11 protein-coding genes and 2 pseudogenes are annotated in these 16593 nt (G+C 69.3%); 8 read left to right on the top strand and 5 right to left on the bottom strand.

Features of this window, described 5'->3' with window-relative positions; all coding sequences use genetic code 11:
* From ACFU8Q_RS27405 to ACFU8Q_RS27395, 3 genes are all read left to right on the top strand, one after another.
* On the top strand, positions 1 to 411 hold a 411-nt coding region (locus tag ACFU8Q_RS27405), incomplete at its 5' end, for a cbb3-type cytochrome c oxidase subunit I (protein WP_384458443.1).
* Between the two features lie 29 nt (positions 412 to 440).
* The gene (locus ACFU8Q_RS27400) at positions 441 to 782 is read left to right on the top strand and encodes a hypothetical protein (protein WP_384458441.1); all 342 of its coding nucleotides are present in this window, start codon (positions 441 to 443) and stop codon (positions 780 to 782) included.
* A gap of 134 nt (positions 783 to 916) precedes the next feature.
* Positions 917 to 2278, top strand: coding sequence for an NAD(P)/FAD-dependent oxidoreductase (locus ACFU8Q_RS27395; protein WP_384458439.1), 1362 nt, complete (start codon positions 917 to 919; stop codon positions 2276 to 2278).
* Positions 2279 to 2387: 109 nt separating this feature from the next.
* On the opposite strand, the gene ACFU8Q_RS27390 is transcribed toward ACFU8Q_RS27395, so the two are convergent.
* The 5 genes from ACFU8Q_RS27390 to mutA all read right to left on the bottom strand — a co-directional run bounded on the left by ACFU8Q_RS27390 (position 2388) and on the right by mutA (position 10479).
* Complete coding sequence (locus ACFU8Q_RS27390; protein WP_384458437.1) at positions 2388 to 3386, bottom strand: aldo/keto reductase family protein; 999 nt, start codon at positions 3384 to 3386, stop codon at positions 2388 to 2390.
* A gap of 117 nt (positions 3387 to 3503) precedes the next feature.
* On the bottom strand, positions 3504 to 4643 hold the full coding sequence (rho, locus tag ACFU8Q_RS27385; RefSeq protein WP_384458435.1) for a transcription termination factor Rho: 1140 nt from the start codon (positions 4641 to 4643) through the stop codon (positions 3504 to 3506).
* A gap of 737 nt (positions 4644 to 5380) precedes the next feature.
* Positions 5381 to 6400, bottom strand: a complete 1020-nt coding sequence (meaB, locus tag ACFU8Q_RS27380; RefSeq protein ID WP_384458434.1) for a methylmalonyl Co-A mutase-associated GTPase MeaB — start codon at positions 6398 to 6400, stop codon at positions 5381 to 5383.
* Positions 6401 to 6412: 12 nt separating this feature from the next.
* Positions 6413 to 8614, bottom strand: a complete 2202-nt coding sequence (gene scpA / locus ACFU8Q_RS27375) for a methylmalonyl-CoA mutase (protein WP_384458432.1) — start codon at positions 8612 to 8614, stop codon at positions 6413 to 6415.
* The gene (gene mutA, locus ACFU8Q_RS27370) at positions 8614 to 10479 is read right to left on the bottom strand and encodes a methylmalonyl-CoA mutase small subunit (RefSeq protein WP_384458430.1); all 1866 of its coding nucleotides are present in this window, start codon (positions 10477 to 10479) and stop codon (positions 8614 to 8616) included. Before mutA ends, scpA begins: the two co-directional genes overlap by 1 nt.
* Before the next feature lie 187 nt (positions 10480 to 10666).
* Between mutA and ACFU8Q_RS27365 the strand changes: the two are divergent.
* The 5 genes and pseudogenes from ACFU8Q_RS27365 to ACFU8Q_RS27345 all read left to right on the top strand — a co-directional run.
* Positions 10667 to 10874: pseudogene (locus ACFU8Q_RS27365) on the top strand (extracellular solute-binding protein); the annotation flags it as partial.
* A gap of 116 nt (positions 10875 to 10990) precedes the next feature.
* A pseudogene (locus ACFU8Q_RS27360) lies at positions 10991 to 12389 on the top strand (ABC transporter permease).
* A gap of 383 nt (positions 12390 to 12772) precedes the next feature.
* Complete coding sequence (locus tag ACFU8Q_RS27355) at positions 12773 to 13570, top strand: tyrosine-protein phosphatase (RefSeq protein WP_384458428.1); 798 nt, start codon at positions 12773 to 12775, stop codon at positions 13568 to 13570.
* 162 nt (positions 13571 to 13732) lie between these two features.
* Positions 13733 to 14671, top strand: coding sequence for a hypothetical protein (locus ACFU8Q_RS27350; protein ID WP_384458426.1), 939 nt, complete (start codon positions 13733 to 13735; stop codon positions 14669 to 14671).
* Positions 14672 to 14913: 242 nt separating this feature from the next.
* Positions 14914 to 16482 (top strand): recombinase family protein, encoded by a 1569-nt coding sequence (locus ACFU8Q_RS27345; RefSeq protein WP_384458424.1) that lies wholly within the window; start codon positions 14914 to 14916, stop codon positions 16480 to 16482.
* Positions 16483 to 16593 lie beyond the last annotated feature (111 nt).

The raw sequence follows: 16593 nt of genomic DNA, 5'->3' as shown, positions 1-16593 counted from the left end.
GAGCGGCTCGGCAAGATCACGTTCTGGACGCTGTTCGTGGGCTTCCACGGCACGTTCCTGGTGCAGCACTGGCTCGGTGCCGAGGGCATGCCGCGCCGCTACGCGGACTACCTCGCCGCCGACGGCTTCACCGCGCTGAACACGATCTCGACGATCTCCTCGTTCCTGCTCGGCCTGTCACTCCTGCCCTTCTTCTACAACGTCTGGAAAACCGCCAGGTACGGCGAGAACGTCGGGGTCGACGACCCGTGGGGCTACGGCCGTTCGCTGGAGTGGGCGACGTCCTGCCCGCCGCCGCGGCACAACTTCCTCACCCTGCCGAGGATCCGTTCCGAATCCCCGGCGTTCGACCTGCACCACCCCACGGTGCGGGCCCTCGACGAAGCCGTCCACCGTGACCGGCAGGCGTGAGCACAGCGGTACCCGGAGAGGAGAAGCGCGTGGACCCAGACAAGGACACCGCCCGCGGTCTGGCACAGCTGGAGGGCTATCTGCTGTGGAACGCCGAGGTCGAGGAGGCACGACGACGGGCGGGCCGTTTCACCGACGAGCTGCCCTGGCTCACCACGGCACAGCGCGAGGACGTGCAGCGGGTCTACACCGCGGACCATGTCGCCGCGTCGCGGGCCATGCTCCACCGGATCTGTGCCCGCGCCGCCGAACTGCGCGATGAATACGACGCGCGCTACCGCAGGCTGCGGGCGCGCTGTGTAGCCGTCGGCGTCGTGCTTGCCGGCGCGGTCGGCGGCACCTGCACTGCGGTCACTCTCCTGGTGCGCTGACAGGCGGTGACGTCGTCCGTCCGCCGTCCTCAGCAGGCGAAGTCGGACGCGGCTCGTGAAGATGAGAGATGACGGGCGCGTGCGACGGGGCAGGCGACCGGACGACCGTGCAGGCCCGAGAAGGGACGAATACTGTGGCACGACCCAGGATTCTCGTTGTCGGCGCCGGATTCGCCGGGGTGGAATGCGTACGCCGCCTGGAGCGCGGGCTCATCCCCGGCGAGGCGGAGATCGCGCTCGTCGCCCCGTTCTCGTACCAGCTCTATCTGCCCCTGCTGCCCCAGGTGGCGGCAGGTGTGCTCACCCCGCAGTCGGTCGCGGTGTCGCTGCGCCGCAGCCGCAAGCACCGCACCCGGATCATCCCCGGCGGGTCCATCGGAGTGGACCCCAAGGCGAAGATCTGCGTCATTCGCAAGATCACCGACGAGGTCGTCTACGAGCCGTACGACTACCTCGTCCTCAGCCCCGGGAGCGTCACCCGTACCTTCGACATTCCCGGCCTGGTCGACCACGCCCGCGGCATGAAGACACTCGCCGAGGCGGCGTACGTACGAGACCATGTGATCGCGCAGCTCGATCTCGCGGACGCCAGCCACGACGAGAACGAGCGGGCCTCGCGCCTGCAGTTCGTGGTCGTCGGCGGTGGTTACGCCGGCACCGAGACGGCCGCCTGTCTGCAGCGCCTCACCACGAACGCGCTCGGGCAGTACCCGCGGCTCGACCCGAAGCTGATCAAGTGGCATCTCATCGACATCGCCCCCAAGCTGATGCCCGAACTCGGGGACAAGCTCGGCCGGAGCGCCCTGGAGGTGCTGCGCGGACGCGGCATCGAGGTGTCGCTCGGGGTGTCCATCGCCGAGGCCGGACCGGAGAAGGTGACCTTCACCGACGGCCGGGTCGTGCCCTGCCGCACCCTGATCTGGACGGCGGGAGTCACCGCGAGCCCGCTGGTCTCCACCTTCGACGCGGAGACGGTACGCGGCCGGCTGGCCGTGACGCCCGAGATGGTCCTGCCGGGCTTCGACGGCATCTTCGCGCTCGGTGACGCCGCGGCCGTACCGGACCTGAGCAAGGGTGGCGGGGCGGTCTGCCCGCCCACCGCGCAGCACGCCATGCGTCAGGGCCGCAGGCTGGCCGACAACCTCATCGCCACGCTGCGGCACCAGCCGCTGAAACCGTACGTCCACAAGGACCTCGGCCTCGTCGTGGACCTCGGCGGAAACGACGCGGTCTCCAAGCCGATCGGTTTCGAAATGCATGGAATCGCCGCCCAGGCCGTCGCCCGCGGCTACCACTGGTCGGCGCTGCGCACCAATGTGGCCAAGGTGCGGGTGATGACCAACTGGATGCTCAACGCCATCGCGGGCGACGACTTCGTACGCACCGGCTTCCAGGCCCGGAATCCGGCCAAGCTGCGTGACTTCGAGTACACGGACTCCTACCTCACCCCGGCACAGGTCCGCGAGCACACCGCCTCGCTGCACACCGGCACCTGACCCGTAACCGCTTGTCAGGACGCGGCGCAAACCATGCCCGAAGGCATCGGGACGGTCATCAGCTCCGGGTCGGGGTGACCCGTGCGCGCACTCCCCCCGGCCGGTCGAATCAGCTGTTGCCCTCGTGCCCGGCCGTCAGCCCCGGGTCCCGTTCCGCCACCGGTTCCAGGATGTCGTCGATGCTCTTCAGCAACTCCGCGTCGAGTGTCACACCCGCCGCTCCGACGTTCTCCGTCACCTGCTCGGGCCGGGAGGCGCCGATGATCGCGGCGGCGACGTTGGGGTTCTGCAGCACCCAGGCGACCGCGAGCTGGGCGAGACTCAGACCGGCCTGGTCGGCGAGCGGCCGCAACCGCTGCACGCGCTCCAGTACGTCGTCGCGGAGCCAGCCGGCGACCATGCTCGCGCCGCCCTTGTCGTCCGTCGCCCGGGAGCCGGCCGGAAGCGGCGCGCCAGGCTTGTACTTGCCCGTGAGGGCACCCTGCGCGACCGGCGACCAGACGATCTGACCCATGCCCAGCTCCTCCGACGCGGGCACCACTTCGCTCTCGATGACCCGCCACAGAGCCGAGTACTGCGGCTGGTTGGAGATCAGCGGGACGTGGAGCTCGCGGGCCAGTGCGTGGCCGTCCCGGAGCTGGTCGGCCGTCCATTCCGAAACGCCGATGTACAGGGCCTTGCCGGAGCGGACGACGTCGGCGAACGCCTCCATGGTCTCTTCCAGCGGCGTCGAGTGGTCGTAACGGTGCGCCTGGTACAGGTCCACGTAATCCGTCTGCAGGCGACGCAGCGAGTTGTCGATGGACTCCATGATGTGCTTGCGGCCGAGCCCCCGGTCGTTGTGTCCGGGACCGGTCGGGAAGTACACCTTGGTGAACACCTCCAGTCCCTCGCGGCGCTCGTTCCTGAGCGCCCGGCCCAGGACGGCTTCGGCCCGCGTCTCCGCATAGACGTCCGCCGTGTCGAAGGTGGTGATCCCGGCATCGAGCGCGGCACGGATACAGGCGACCGCCGCGTCCTCCTCCACCTGGGAGCCGTGGGTGAGCCAGTTTCCGTAGGCGATCTCACTGATGGTCAGGCCGCTGCGGCCGAGTCGGCGGAATTCCATGTGCCTGCTCTCCCTGTGCTCGTGGGGGACGGATCATGCGAGGGCGTCCATGCTATTGCGCCGTCCGGTGCGGCTCGGGCAGGCTCAGGCATCCGGGACGGTGCGGCTCGGGCAGGCTCAGGCATCCGGGACGGTGCGGTGAACCGTACGGAGGAAGGCCGCGTTGTCCGCAGTGCTCCGGATGCGGTCCAGGAGCGTGTGGAGCGCGGTCTGCGGATCCCTGGAGCGCAACGCGCGCCGCAGTCCGCGTACCACTCTCAACTCGGTGTCCGGAACGATGAGTTCCTCGCGCCGGGTGCCGGATGCCTGGATGTTCACGGCCGGATAGGTGCGCCGGTCCGCCAGAGCGCGGTCGAGCCGGAGTTCCATGTTGCCGGTGCTCTTCAGCTCCTCGAAGAAGTAGTCGTCGGCGCGGGAGCCGGTCTCCACCAGCGCGGTGGCCAGGATGGTGAGGGAGCCGCCCTCCTCGGCGAGACGTGCGGCACCGAAGAGGCGCTTGGGGCCGAGCAGGGCGGTTGCGTCGACGCCGCCGCTGAGGGTGCGTCCGCCGGCGGCCGACGCGTTGTTGTGGGCGCGGCACAGGCGGGTGAGGGAGTCCAGCAGGATGACGACGTCCTGGCCCTGCTCGACCAGACGCTTGGCGCGCTCGACCGCGAGTTCGGCGAGCGCGATGTGCTCCTTCGCGGGCCGGTCGAACGTCGAGGCGAGCACTTCGCCCCGTACGGACCGGCGCATGTCCGTGACCTCCTCGGGGCGTTCGTCGAGCAGCACCACCATCAGATGGCACTCGGGGTGGTTGGCGGCGACGGCTGCCGCGATCTGTTGCAACAGCACGGTCTTGCCGGTCCTGGGCGGCGCGACGACGAGTCCGCGCTGCCCCTTGCCGATCGGGGAGATCAGGTCGACGAGGCGCGTCGCCGGACTGCCGGACGGTGTTTCCAGGCGCAGCCGATCCCGGGGGTGGAGCGGGGTGAGATCAGCGAAGTGGGGTCGGCCGCGCAGCGCCTGAGGGGAGCGGCCATTGACCCGTACGACCCCGGACAGGATACGGGGCCGGTCGCAGGAGCCTTCGACGACATCGCCCTTGCGCAGGCCGTGCCGGCGGATCAGGGCGGCGGATACCTGTACGTCGCCGGGGGAGGGGAGGCTGCCACGGACACGTAGCGCGCCGTGCCCCTGGTGCGTGATGTCGAGGACGCCGACGGCCACGCTAGTCAATTCCCCTTGTGCTACGGGGTGTTCGAGGGTGCTTGTCATGCGAGTGGTCCTTTCGCGGACATGGCGAATGAAGGGGCCCGGACGGCATGGGGGCGGAAGAGATCACGCCCCGGACGACGGGCGGGAAAGCCCGGACGGGAAAGCCCGAACCGGACTGGAAGAAATGGTGCGGGAAAGCCGGATCGCCGATCACGAAAGGACGGGCGCAGCGGCTCTGTGAGGGTGAATCGGTACCGGCGCCCCGAACCGAGGCGTACACGCGTACCAACTGCACCGTACCACGGCGTACGCGCACCGGGTCGGAGACGGCTGCCGCGGTATCCGGTTGCCGTGGGGGTTGCTGCCGACGACGCGTCCGACTCGACGATCGCGGGCCTCACCGAACTGGTCGTCCCGGGCGGCGGGAGGGGCGACGGCCGGCACTACGGCAGTGGGGTCCTCCCCGAACACCGGGGGCACGGCCTCGCGCGGTGGATGAAGGCGCGGTCCATCCTGTGGGCCCGCGAACACCACCCGGCACTCGACGGGCTGCTGATGGACACCGCGGACAGCCATACGTACATGCGGAGCGGCAACGATGCGCTCGGCTACGAGCCTACGCAACAAGTCGGTCGAGTACCGGCTCGATCTGTGGTCGGGGCCGTCCGGGTACGCCGCGTACGAGGATCCTCCGCCCTGCGAGTGCCCGCACCGGACGCGGCGGGGCCATCCCCCCGGGCGTGCGGCGGGACTTCGCGGAAACGGGCCGGATCCGGCCGTCGAACTGCCCCCGCCCGTCAGCCCGCGGTGCCACCGTCCTCCGCCGCCGAGACCGTGCCCCGGAACGCGCCCAGGATCTGCTCGGCCGCCAGCGTGGCCGTCAACTCGCCGTCCCGTACTCGCTGTTCCAGCCGCGGGGTGAGCGCGCGTACCTCGGGATGGGCACGCAGACTCTCCAGCAGCTCGTCCTGCACCATCGTCCAGGTCCAGTCGACCTGCTGGGCGCGCCGCTTCGCCACGAGCCGCCCGGTCGATTCGAGCAGCGCACGGTGCTGCTCCAGCCGTTCCCACAGCGTGTCGAGGCCGGTCGACTCCCGGGCGCTGCAGGTGAGGACCGGAGGTGTCCACGCCGTGTCCACCGGGTGCATCAGCCGCAGCGCGCCCGCCAGTTCGCGTGCGGCAGCTCGCGCGTCGCGCTCGTGCGGGCCGTCCGCCTTGTTGACGGCGATGGCGTCCGCCAGCTCCAGGACGCCCTTCTTGATGCCCTGGAGCTGATCGCCGGTACGGGCCAGTGTCAGGAGCAGGAACGTGTCGACCATATTGGCGACCGCCGTCTCCGACTGGCCGACGCCGACCGTCTCCACCAGCACCACGTCGTATCCCGCGGCCTCCATCACCACGATGGACTCCCGGGTCGCCTTGGCGACCCCGCCGAGGGTCCCCGCGGTGGGGGAGGGACGTACGAATGCCGCCGTGTCCACCGCGAGGCGCTCCATCCTGGTCTTGTCGCCCAGGATGGAGCCGCCGGTACGGCTGGAGGAGGGATCGACGGCCAGCACCGCGACCCGGTGGCCGAGCCCGGTGAGCATCGTGCCGAGGGCGTCGATGAACGTGGACTTCCCTACCCCGGGTACGCCGCTGATGCCGATGCGCCGGGCCCGGCCGGAGCGCGGCAGCAGCTCGCGCAGCAACTGCTGGGCAAGCGACCGGTGATCGGGGCGGGTGGACTCGACGAGAGTGATGGCGCGCGCGATGTATGCCCGCTTCCCGTCGAGCACGCCCTTCGCGTAGCTGTCGATGTCGATCTTCGGAGCCATCGGTTCAGCGGCTCACAGCTCGTGGCCGAGCGCGGCACCGAGCCGCGTCACCAGGTCGTACGCGGCATCCGGGATCACGGTGCCGGGCGGGAACACCGCCGCCGCCCCCGCCTCGTGCAACGCCTGGACGTCCTGCGGTGGAATCACCCCGCCCACCACGATCATGATGTCGTCGCGGCCCTCGGCGGCGAGCTCCTCGCGGAGCGCCGGGACGAGCGTGAGGTGCCCGGCGGCCAGCGAGGAGACGCCCACGATGTGCACATCCGCCTCCACCGCCTGCCGCGCCACCTCGGCGGGCGTCTGGAACAGCGGGCCGACGTCGACGTCGAAGCCCAGGTCGGCGAAGGCCGTCGAGATCACCTTCTGGCCGCGGTCGTGGCCGTCCTGCCCCATCTTGGCGACCAGGATGCGCGGACGCCGCCCCTCGGCCTCCTCGAACTGCTCCACCAGCGCCCGGGTACGGTCCACGGAGGGGGATTCACCTGCTTCGTTGCGGTACACACCGGAGATCGTACGGATCTGGCCGGCGTGCCTCCCGTACACCTTCTCCAAGGCGTCCGAGATCTCGCCCACGGTCGCCATCGCACGTGCCGCGTCCACGGCGAGTGCCAGCAGATTGCCTTCGAGGCCGGGTCCGGGGTTCCGCCCGGCCGCCGCGGTCAGCGCGCGCAGCGCCTCCCGACAGGCCGACTCGTCGCGCTCCTCACGCAGCCGGCGCAGCTTCTCGATCTGCTGGGTGCGCACCGAGGAGTTGTCGACCTTGAGCACATCGATCTGCTCGTCGGTCTCCACCCGGTACTTGTTGACCCCGATCACGGGCTGGCGCCCGGAGTCGATCCGCGCCTGCGTACGGGCCGCGGCCTCCTCGACCCGGAGCTTGGGGATGCCCGCGTCGATGGCCCGCGCCATGCCGCCCGCCGCCTCGACCTCCTCGATGTGCTGCCATGCCCGCCGCGCCAGGTCGTACGTCAGCTTCTCCACATACGCGCTGCCGCCCCACGGGTCGATGACCCGGCCGGTGCCGGACTCCTGCTGGAGCAGCAGCTGGGTGTTCCGGGCGATGCGCGCCGAGAAGTCCGTCGGCAGGGCCAGCGCCTCGTCGAGCGCGTTGGTGTGCAGCGACTGGGTGTGGCCCTGGGTCGCGGCCATCGCCTCCACGCACGTCCGGGTGACGTTGTTGAACACGTCCTGCGCGGTCAGCGACCACCCGGACGTCTGTGAATGGGTCCGCAGGGACAGCGACTTGGCGTTCTTCGGCTCGAACTCCCTGACCAGCTTGGCCCACAGCAGGCGGGCCGCCCGCAACTTCGCGATCTCCATGAAGAAGTTCATGCCGATCGCCCAGAAGAACGACAGCCGCGGCGCGAACGCGTCCACGTCGAGACCGGCGTCCCGCCCGGCCCGCAGATACTCCACGCCGTCCGCCAGGGTGTACGCCAGCTCCAGATCGGCGGTCGCACCCGCCTCCTGGATGTGATAGCCGGAGATGGAGATCGAGTTGTAGCGCGGCATCTTCTGCGAGGTGTACGCGAAGATGTCGGAGATGATCCGCATCGAGGGCTTCGGCGGATAGATGTATGTGTTGCGGACCATGAACTCCTTCAGAATGTCGTTCTGAATGGTCCCGGCCAGCTTCTCGGGCCCAACGCCCTGTTCCTCGGCGGCGACGATGTACAGCGCGAGGACGGGGAGCACCGCTCCGTTCATCGTCATGGAAACCGACATCCGGTCCAGCGGAATGCCGTCGAAGAGCTGACGCATGTCGTAGATCGAGTCGATCGCGACGCCGGCCATGCCGACGTCGCCGGTCACCCGCGGGTGGTCGCTGTCGTAGCCGCGGTGGGTCGGCAGGTCGAAGGCGACGGAGAGGCCCTTCTGCCCGGCCGCTAGGTTGCGGCGGTAGAAGGCGTTGGACTCCTCGGCGGTGGAGAACCCGGCGTACTGCCGGATCGTCCAGGGCTGGTTGACGTACATCGTCGGGTACGGGCCCCGCAGATACGGGGCGATGCCGGGATACGTACCGAGGAAGTCGAGCCCCTCCAGGTCACGGCCGGTGTACAGCGGCTTGACCGTGATGCCTTCCGGGGTCTCCCACAGCAGATCGCCGTCGGAACTGCCGGAGGACTCCTTCACGGAATCGCGCCACTGGTCCTCGGACACCTCGGCGGCGCCGCCCGGTCCGAGCCCGATGTCGGAGAAGTCAGGGATACGCATTACGCCACACCCATACGGTCGAGGACGGAAGAGAGGACGGCCACCACATCGGAGCCCGTGAAGACGTACTCGTCGACACCGGTGTACCCGCCGGGCCGGCCGGCGAGGAACACCCGCAGCGCGCCCGCCGAGGCCAATGCCCCGGCGACCGCCCCGGCCTGCTCGGCGTAGAGCGCGTCGCTGGAACAGAGGCACGCCACGGTGGCCCCACTCGCCCTGAACGCGTCGGCGGCCGTCGCGGCGTCGACCGAGACCGGGTCGTGGACCGGCTCGATCCCACCCGCCCGGAACAGGTTCGAGGCGAACGACGCCCGCGCGGTGTGCGCCGCGGCCGGGCCGAGCGCGGCGAGGAACACCTGCGGCCGCTGCCCGGTCGCCGCGAGATGGGCGTCCGACCGGGCGCGCAGCGCCTCGAACGCCTCGTCACGACGGACTCTGGGCAGACCGCCCGACGCCGTGGCGGACACCTCGGCGGGGGCCGCCTCGCGCTCCACCGGGCGCTCCGTCAGCTGCGGGAACTCACTGACCCCGGTGACCGGCTCCTTGCGCCGCGCCAGATCCCTGCTGCGGGCCGCCCAGGTAGCCGCGAGCCGTTCCCCGATCATTCCCGAGCGCAGGGCAGCCGCGTGGCCGCCCGAGCGCTCGATCTCCTGGAAGAACGCCCAGGCGGCGTCGGCGAGTTCGACGGTGAGCCGCTCCACGTACCAGGAACCGCCCGCCGGGTCGATCACCCGGGCCAGATGCGACTCCTCCAGCAGGATCGTCGACGTGTTGCGGGCGATGCGCCGGGCGAAGGCATCCGGCAGACCCAGGGCGTGATCGAACGGCAGCACGGTGACGGAGTCGGCCCCGCCGACCCCCGCGCCCAGGCAGGCCAGCGTCGTCCGCAGCATGTTCACCCACGGGTCGCGCCGCGTCATCATCACCGACGACGTCACCGCGTGCTGGCGCTGCGCCCCGGCGCCGACGGCCCCGCACACCTCGGCGACCCGGGCCCACAGCCGTCGCGCGGCCCGCAGCTTGGCGATGGTCAGGAACTGATCGGCCGTCGCCGCGTACCGGAACTCCAACTGGGCACAGGCCTCTTCGACGCCGAGCCCGGCATCCGTCAGTGCCCGCAGATAGGCGACTCCGGTCGCCAGCGAAGAGCCCAGCTCCTCGGCGGCCGAGCCGCCGGCCTCGTGGTACGGCAGGGCGTCGACGGTCAACGCCCGCAGACCGGGATACTCCCGGGCGCACCGCCCGGCCCAGCGGACCGCCGCCGTGAGGTCGGGTCCGGCGCCGCTGCGGGCGGCCTGCCCGAGCGGGTCGGCGCCGAGGTTGCCGCGCGCGGCCTGCGCATCGACGCCCCGCTCCGCGTAGAGCCGGAGCAATTCCGTTGCCGCCGCGTCGAGTTCAACTCCCGCGTCGAGCGTCACGGGAGCGAGATCCAGATAAACGCCGTCCAGCGCCGCCGCCAGAGCGGCCACCGGAATGCCTCCGGCACCGCCCACGGTCAGCCACAACGAGGTGACGCCGTTCTCCAGATCGGTGAGCACGGCCTCGTTGAGGCGGGCGGCATCCAGCAGGGTGTGCCGCTGCCGTACGTCCCAGCCGCCCGCCGCATTGCCCTCGGCCTTGCCGCCGCGGGTGAAGGGGGCGAAGCCCGGATATCCGGCATCGGGCGCGCTGTCGCGCGAGGTGTAGAGGGGGCGGGTGGTGAGCCCGTCCTCCACCGTGGTGGACAGTGCTTCCTCGGCGGCCGATCCCGCAACATCCTTGCCCGACTTGCGCAGTACGCCTTCTACCAGGCTCTGCCACTGCTCGTGGGCGGGGTGAGGGAATTCGGCGGCCAACGAAAGCCCGTCGGCAGGCTGGACCGTCATGGCCCAGATGCTAGGTCAGGTCTCGGACGAGCAGCAGGGGCTCCGTCTGTGACCTTGCCCTCTCCGAACGCACTTGATCCTTCACAGACGGTCGCGTAGCCGGCCCGGAGCCGCCCCTTGGTGCTTCCTCCAATGAGGCGCCGCATACGAGAAGGAACACCCCGGCACGAAGGTGACGTTCTCCTTCGCCGGCATCGTCGACAAGACGGACGCCGCCACGGGCCACCGACAAGGTCGACGCCATCGACATCCCCGACGCGCAGAACGCCGTCGCCTCCTACCCGGCGGCGACGCTGCGGCAGTCCAAGAACGCCGAGGCCGCCACGGCGTTCGTGAAGTGGCTGAGCACTCCCGAGGCGCAGCAGATCCTGCAGGCCGCGGGCTTCCAGCAGCCTTGGGCCCTGACCGGCACGCCGCAGACACCGCACAGGGGCTCTCCGGCCGGGGGACGGGGAGCCCCTGTGCGGCCGAACCAGTCCCGCACGTACCGACCGGTGATCCAGGGAATCCGATGACAGCTCTCCGCAGCCGGGTACCGGGCGCGCGCACCCCCGTCGCCCTGGCCCTCCCCGCGCTGCTCGCCGTCGCGTTCCTGCTGATGCCGTTGATCGGCATCCTGCGCACCTCCTGGGCCGACCTGGGCACCCATCTGAGCAGCCCGGGGGTCACCCAGGCGCTCAGTCGGTCGCTGCTCGTCTCGTTCTGGGCCCTGGGCCTCTCGCTGCTGCTCGGGGTGCCCCTGGCCTGGCTGCTGGCCCGGGTCGACTTCCCCGGCAAGGCGCTCGTCCGCTCGCTGGTGCTGCTGCCGATGGTGCTGCCGCCCACCGTCGGAGGCGTGGCGCTCCTCCTCGGCTTCGGCCGCAGGGGCCTGCTCGGCCCCTGGCTGGAGAGCACCTTCGGGATCACCCTGCCGTTCCACACCTCCGGCGCGGTGGTCGCGGCGACCTTCGTCGCGATGCCGTTCCTCGTCATCATCCTCGAAGGCGCACTGGCCGGTCTGCGCCCCTCGTACGAGGAGACCGCGGCATCCCTGGGTGCCTCACCGGTCCGGGGGTTCTGCACGGTCACCCTCCCGATGGTCGCCCCCGGTCTCGCCGCCGGGGCCGCACTCACCTGGGCGCGGGCGCTCGGCGAGTTCGGCGCGACCATCACGTTCGCGGGCAACCTGCCCGGCACCACCCAGACGCTGCCCCTCCAGGTCCACCTGCTGCTCCAGGACTCCCCGGAGGCCGCCACCTCCGGCTCGCCCCTGCTCCTCGCCATCGCCATGGCCGTGCTCATCGCTCTGCGCGGGCGCTGGACCGGCACACCGCGCGACCGCGCACGCGCCCGCGAGCGCGCCACGGACGACCTGGCTGCCATGGCCGGCCCGGACGGTACGGGCCCGGCCGGCTCCCGGACCGTCCGGCCGGGCCTCGAAGCGCCTCCCGTCCCGCAGGAGAGCCGGTCGCTGCACGCAGAGGTCACCGGCTTCACCCGGCTGATCCTCGACGCGGCGCCCGGCACCACCATCGCCGTCGTCGGACCCAACGGCGCTGGCACGACGACCCTGCTGCGCGCCCGCCTGGCCCGGTACCGCCGCCGACGGCACCCTCGGCCTCGCCGACGGCGGGCGGCTGGTCGTCGCGGACTCCCTCGCCGAGGGGACGGCCGCCCTCGCGATCATCGCGCCGGAAGCGGTCTCCGTGCACGAGGACAGGCCCGGGGGAAGCCCCCGTAACGTCTGGCCAGGAACGGTTCGTGAGCTCACCACCGTGGGCAGCAGGCTCCGGGTGGTGATCGGCTCCCAGGAGGTTCCGGACCTGGTCGCCGAGATCACCCCCGAAGCGGCGACCGAGCTGGGCCTCAGCGAGGGGAAGGCCGTGTGGACCGGCGTCAAGGCGACCGAGGTCACTGTCGTCGCCCTGTGAACCATCACCGGGTATCACGTGGTCACACATCCGATGACCGCCGCCCCCGTCGCGCGGGCAACTGTTCCTGGTCGCGGCATACCGGGAAACGCGACAGAACCCGGCCCGCGCCGCTGACCCGGAGAAGAATTTCTGACTCGAAGAGACCTGAAGAGACCTGAAGAGACCTGAAGAGACGTGAAGAGAACTGGAGAGACCTGAAGAGACGTGAAGAGAACTGGAGGGAAGAGGTGGCGATTTCACATTCTCGCCATCTCCCTCGGTGTCCTCTATCCGCGTCCCTGCGGCGTTTTACTTTGTCGAATTCCCGGCCGCGTGCGACGTTTGATCCGGCCAGTTGTCGAATCAATTCGGATACGTGTCGGGAAAAGGGGAATTTCATCGTGCAGACCGCCAGGGCCGTCCCGGCATCCACCGTCGTCAATCTGCGTGATCTGGGCGGCATTTCTCTGGGTTCCGGCCACCGGGTCCGGCCGGGCGCCGTACTGCGCTCCGGCCAGCTCAGCGGGCTGGACGCGGCGCGGGACATGGCGGTGGCCGAGCTCGGCATTCGTACCGTCGTCGATCTGCGGACCGCCGACGAGCGCACCGCGGCCCCCGACCGGCTGCCTCCGGGCGCACGGCTCTTCGTCGCCGACGTGCTCGGCGACAACCCGGGTGTGGCACCCGCTCGGCTGCGCGCGCTGCTCGCCGACCCGGTCGAGGCGGAGCAGTTGCTGGGCAGCGGGAAGGCCGAGGAGATGTTCGCCGAGACCTACCGCCAGATGGTGCTCTCGCCGGGGGCCGCCGCCGCGTACCGGGCCTTCGTCGAGACGGCCGCCGACGACCGAGCCCGCCCGGTGCTCTTCCACTGCACGGCCGGCAAGGACCGTACCGGCTGGGCCACGGCGCTGTTGCTGATGATGCTCGGTGCCGAACGCGACGTGGTGCGGGCCGAGTTCCTCGCGGTGAATCCGGTCGTACGGGTCGCCTACGCCCCGTATGTACAGGGCTTCTTGGACGCGGGCGGTGACCCGGAGATCGCCTCCGCGATCATCGAGGTCCGCCCTCGCTATCTCGACATGGCGCTGGACGCCATGGACGAGCGGTGGGGCGGGCTCGAAGGGTACGTGCGCGACGGACTGAGGATTCCCGAGGCCGCGCTGGAGCGGCTGCGTGGCGGACTCGTGACGTCTGCCTGAGCCGAACGCCGGACCCTGGATTCCTCCCCGGCGCTCCCGGTCGGTTCCTCAAGGAAGCGGCGGTAGTTGGCGCACTCCCGGGTTGACTTGATACCCCTGGGGGGTATGTTGTGACTCATCGGGAGGCGTTGCCTTCCGATCGACCCGATGGAGGACACCGTCATGAACAACGCACTGAGGATCACCGCCTTCGCCACCGCGCTCGCCGCGACCTTCGGAACCGCGTACGGCGTGGGCAGGGGCGCCGACCCGCTGGTGGCCGCGGCGGACCGCCCCGCAGGGCAGCACGCCGGCCACGGTGAGGGGAGGGAGGACGGAGCGACCGGTGGGGCGGGCCGTGCGGCCGGGCTGCAGATATCCGACGGCGGCTACACGCTGACCCTCGAAACGCCCACGGTGCGGGCCGGGGTCCGGACCGCGATCAGGTTCGCCGTCGTGGACGACGCCGGCCGCAAGGTCACGGCCTATCAGCGGGAGCACGGCAAGGAACTGCATTTCATCCTCGCCTCGAGTGACCTCACCGAATTCCGGCACCTGCATCCCGTCCGCGCGGCCGACGGCACCTGGTCGACCACGGTCGACCTGCCCAAGGCCGGTGGATACCGGGCGTTCGCCGACTTCACCCCCGCGGCCAAGGGTGCCGAGAACCTCACGCTGGGCGCGGATCTGGCCGTCTCCGGCACCTACCGTCCCGCCGCTCTGCCGGCCCCGAGCGCCGTCGCCGAGGTGGACGGCTACCGCGTCGCACTCGACGGCCGGCTCCACGCCGGCCGGAGCGGCGAGCTGAAGCTGACCGTCAGCAGGAACGGCCGTCCCGTCACCGATCTGCAGCCCTACCTCGGTGCATACGGTCACCTCGTCGCCCTCCGCTCCGGCGACCTGGCCTATCTGCACGTCCACCCGAACGAGGGTGGGCCGGGGCCCGTGGTGTCCTTCATGGCGTCGGTGCCCAGCGCGGGTACGTATCGGCTCTTCCTCGACTTCCAGCACGAAGGGAAGGTCCGCACCGCGGCCTTCACCGTCCGGGTGCCTGCATCGGGGCAGGGTGCCGCCGACCGGCACGAGAGCGGCGCCGGGGCGCCCGCCGGGCACGCGCACTGACTGCGCGCGGATGGCGCGCGACGGCGGCGACCGACCCCATGGACACGAGGGGCGCTGCCAGGGTCCTGGGTATGGTGAAAGGGCCGGAATGCGAATCCGCCGAGAGGGGCGTACGTTGACCGAACGCAAGCCTGCGGGCGTCAGCTTCGAATCATGGGTCGACAAGCAGATCCAGGCCGAATGACGAAACTCTACCCTTGTAACCAAGGGGACAGGGAGTCCCCGGGGGAGGGGCAGGGGCCGTGACAAGAAGAGTCCTGTTCACAGAGCGCATCTCTGACGACCGCAACGAAAAGTCAGATTCAATCGAGAGCCAGCACGACAAGTTGAGTCGGCGTGCCGAGACAGAGGGTGTCACCGTTGTTGGCAGCGCGGTTGACCTGTCAGTGTCCGGTGATGTTGACCCGTTCCAGAGGAAGGAACTGGGTCCTTGGCTGGCAGACGAGAACCTGTCCAAGTGGGACGAACTCTGGGTATCAACTCAGGACCGGTTGTCGCGGGACAACAAACACTTCCTCCTGTTCGTCTTCTGGGCCATTGAACACAACAAGATTGTTCAGGTCATGGACGATCCTGGATTCAATGAGCAGATGCACACCGAAACGGGTCTGCTGCTCCTCCATGCCAAGGCCCTTGGGCCCGCTATGGAGTTGAAGCGCATCAAGGTGCGAACAAAGGACAGTCACGAACGGCGTAGGTTCACCACTCGATGGACAGGCGGCATCCCTCCGTTCGGCTACCGCCCCGTACAGCGGTACTTGGAGGGCAAGACAGCCACGTATCTGGAGCAGGACCCTGCCATGGCAGCTGTCCTACACGAGATGCGACGTCAGATCGTCGCCGGTCAATCCTTCTTTGCCGTGGCCAAGTTCCTTAATGCGAAGGGTGAGCACACCGCAAGAGACAGGGCCCGTATCCGTAAGGGCAAACCCGTACACCGACGGGGCGCAGCGGAAGGCGTACCGGAGCAGTGGAGCGAGACAACCATCAAGTCTCTGCTTAGTGATCCTGCCTTGCTTGGCCATAAGAAGCACAAGGGGGAAGTGCTCTATGACAGTCAGGGTCTGCCTGTCCAGGTGGCAGACCCCATCTTCACTAACGATGAATGGCAGGTACTACAGACCGCGGTCGAAGCACGTACTCGGACCAAGGTGCGTCGAGTCAACGGAACTTCACCTCTGTATGGAGTTGTGTACTGCGGGGAGTGTGGCAGCAAGGCTATCCATAAGTCTTCCCACCACACTCCGTCTGGTGTGGACTACCGGTACTACAGCTGTGGAGCCTGGCCCAAGGAGGACAGGTGCCGTGGCATCTCCGTCCGTGCCGAGGAACCAGAGGAGTTCATCGAGATTCAGTTCCTACAGCGGTATGGCATGGAACCGGTGACCGAGAAGGTATGGGTGCCTGGCTCGGACAACACCAAGGAACTTGACGGAGTGCGTAAGCGCATCTCTCGTCTTCGGAACCTGTACGTAGAGGGGGAATTCGATGACAGTCCCAAGGAGTACAAGGACCGTATGCACGCTCTCAGGACACGAGAGACAGAGCTGTCAGCAGAACCGGTAGTAGAGGGTCACTGGTCTGAGAAGGCTACCGGCCAGACGTTCCTAGAGCTTTGGGCCGGCTTGGACTTGGAGGGGCAGAGGCTCCAACTCCTCAAGTCGGGTTACAAGGTACTCATCGGGCGAAAGACGTTCACCATCACTCCGGAACCTGAGTTGTGGCCGGAGAAGAAGGCTCGATTGGAAGGGCTCGGGTACGTCCTGGAGAACCACAGGTGGACACTGCCGAACACCGGGGAAGGGCAGTGAGGCACGGCACACCATGACTCGGGTGGCCCGGCGTCGCTGCCTCGGCTGAGTGACGAGCAGTTCGCTCAGCTGGAGCGGGAGCTCGCCAAGGGCCCGGCCGCGCATGGCTGG

The organism is Streptomyces sp. NPDC057543 (assembly GCF_042801895.1).
Classification (GTDB): domain Bacteria; phylum Actinomycetota; class Actinomycetes; order Streptomycetales; family Streptomycetaceae; genus Streptomyces.
The sequence above is the reverse complement of the archived record's forward strand: the minus strand, read 5'-3'. Positions and strand labels throughout refer to the sequence as shown.

Bases quoted from the DNA above. Each gene is read 5' to 3' on its own strand.
- meaB (WP_384458434.1), bottom strand. From the start codon at position 6,400: ATGGCTCCGAAGATCGACATCGACAGCTACGCGAAGGGCGTGCTCGAC.
- mutA (WP_384458430.1), bottom strand. From the start codon at position 10,479: ATGACGGTCCAGCCTGCCGACGGGCTTTCGTTGGCCGCCGAATTCCCT.
- ACFU8Q_RS27390 (WP_384458437.1), bottom strand. From the start codon at position 3,386: ATGGAATTCCGCCGACTCGGCCGCAGCGGCCTGACCATCAGTGAGATC.
- rho (WP_384458435.1), bottom strand. From the start codon at position 4,643: ATGACAAGCACCCTCGAACACCCCGTAGCACAAGGGGAATTGACTAGC.
- scpA (WP_384458432.1), bottom strand. From the start codon at position 8,614: ATGCGTATCCCTGACTTCTCCGACATCGGGCTCGGACCGGGCGGCGCC.
- ACFU8Q_RS27350 (WP_384458426.1), top strand. From the start codon at position 13,733: ATGAACAACGCACTGAGGATCACCGCCTTCGCCACCGCGCTCGCCGCG.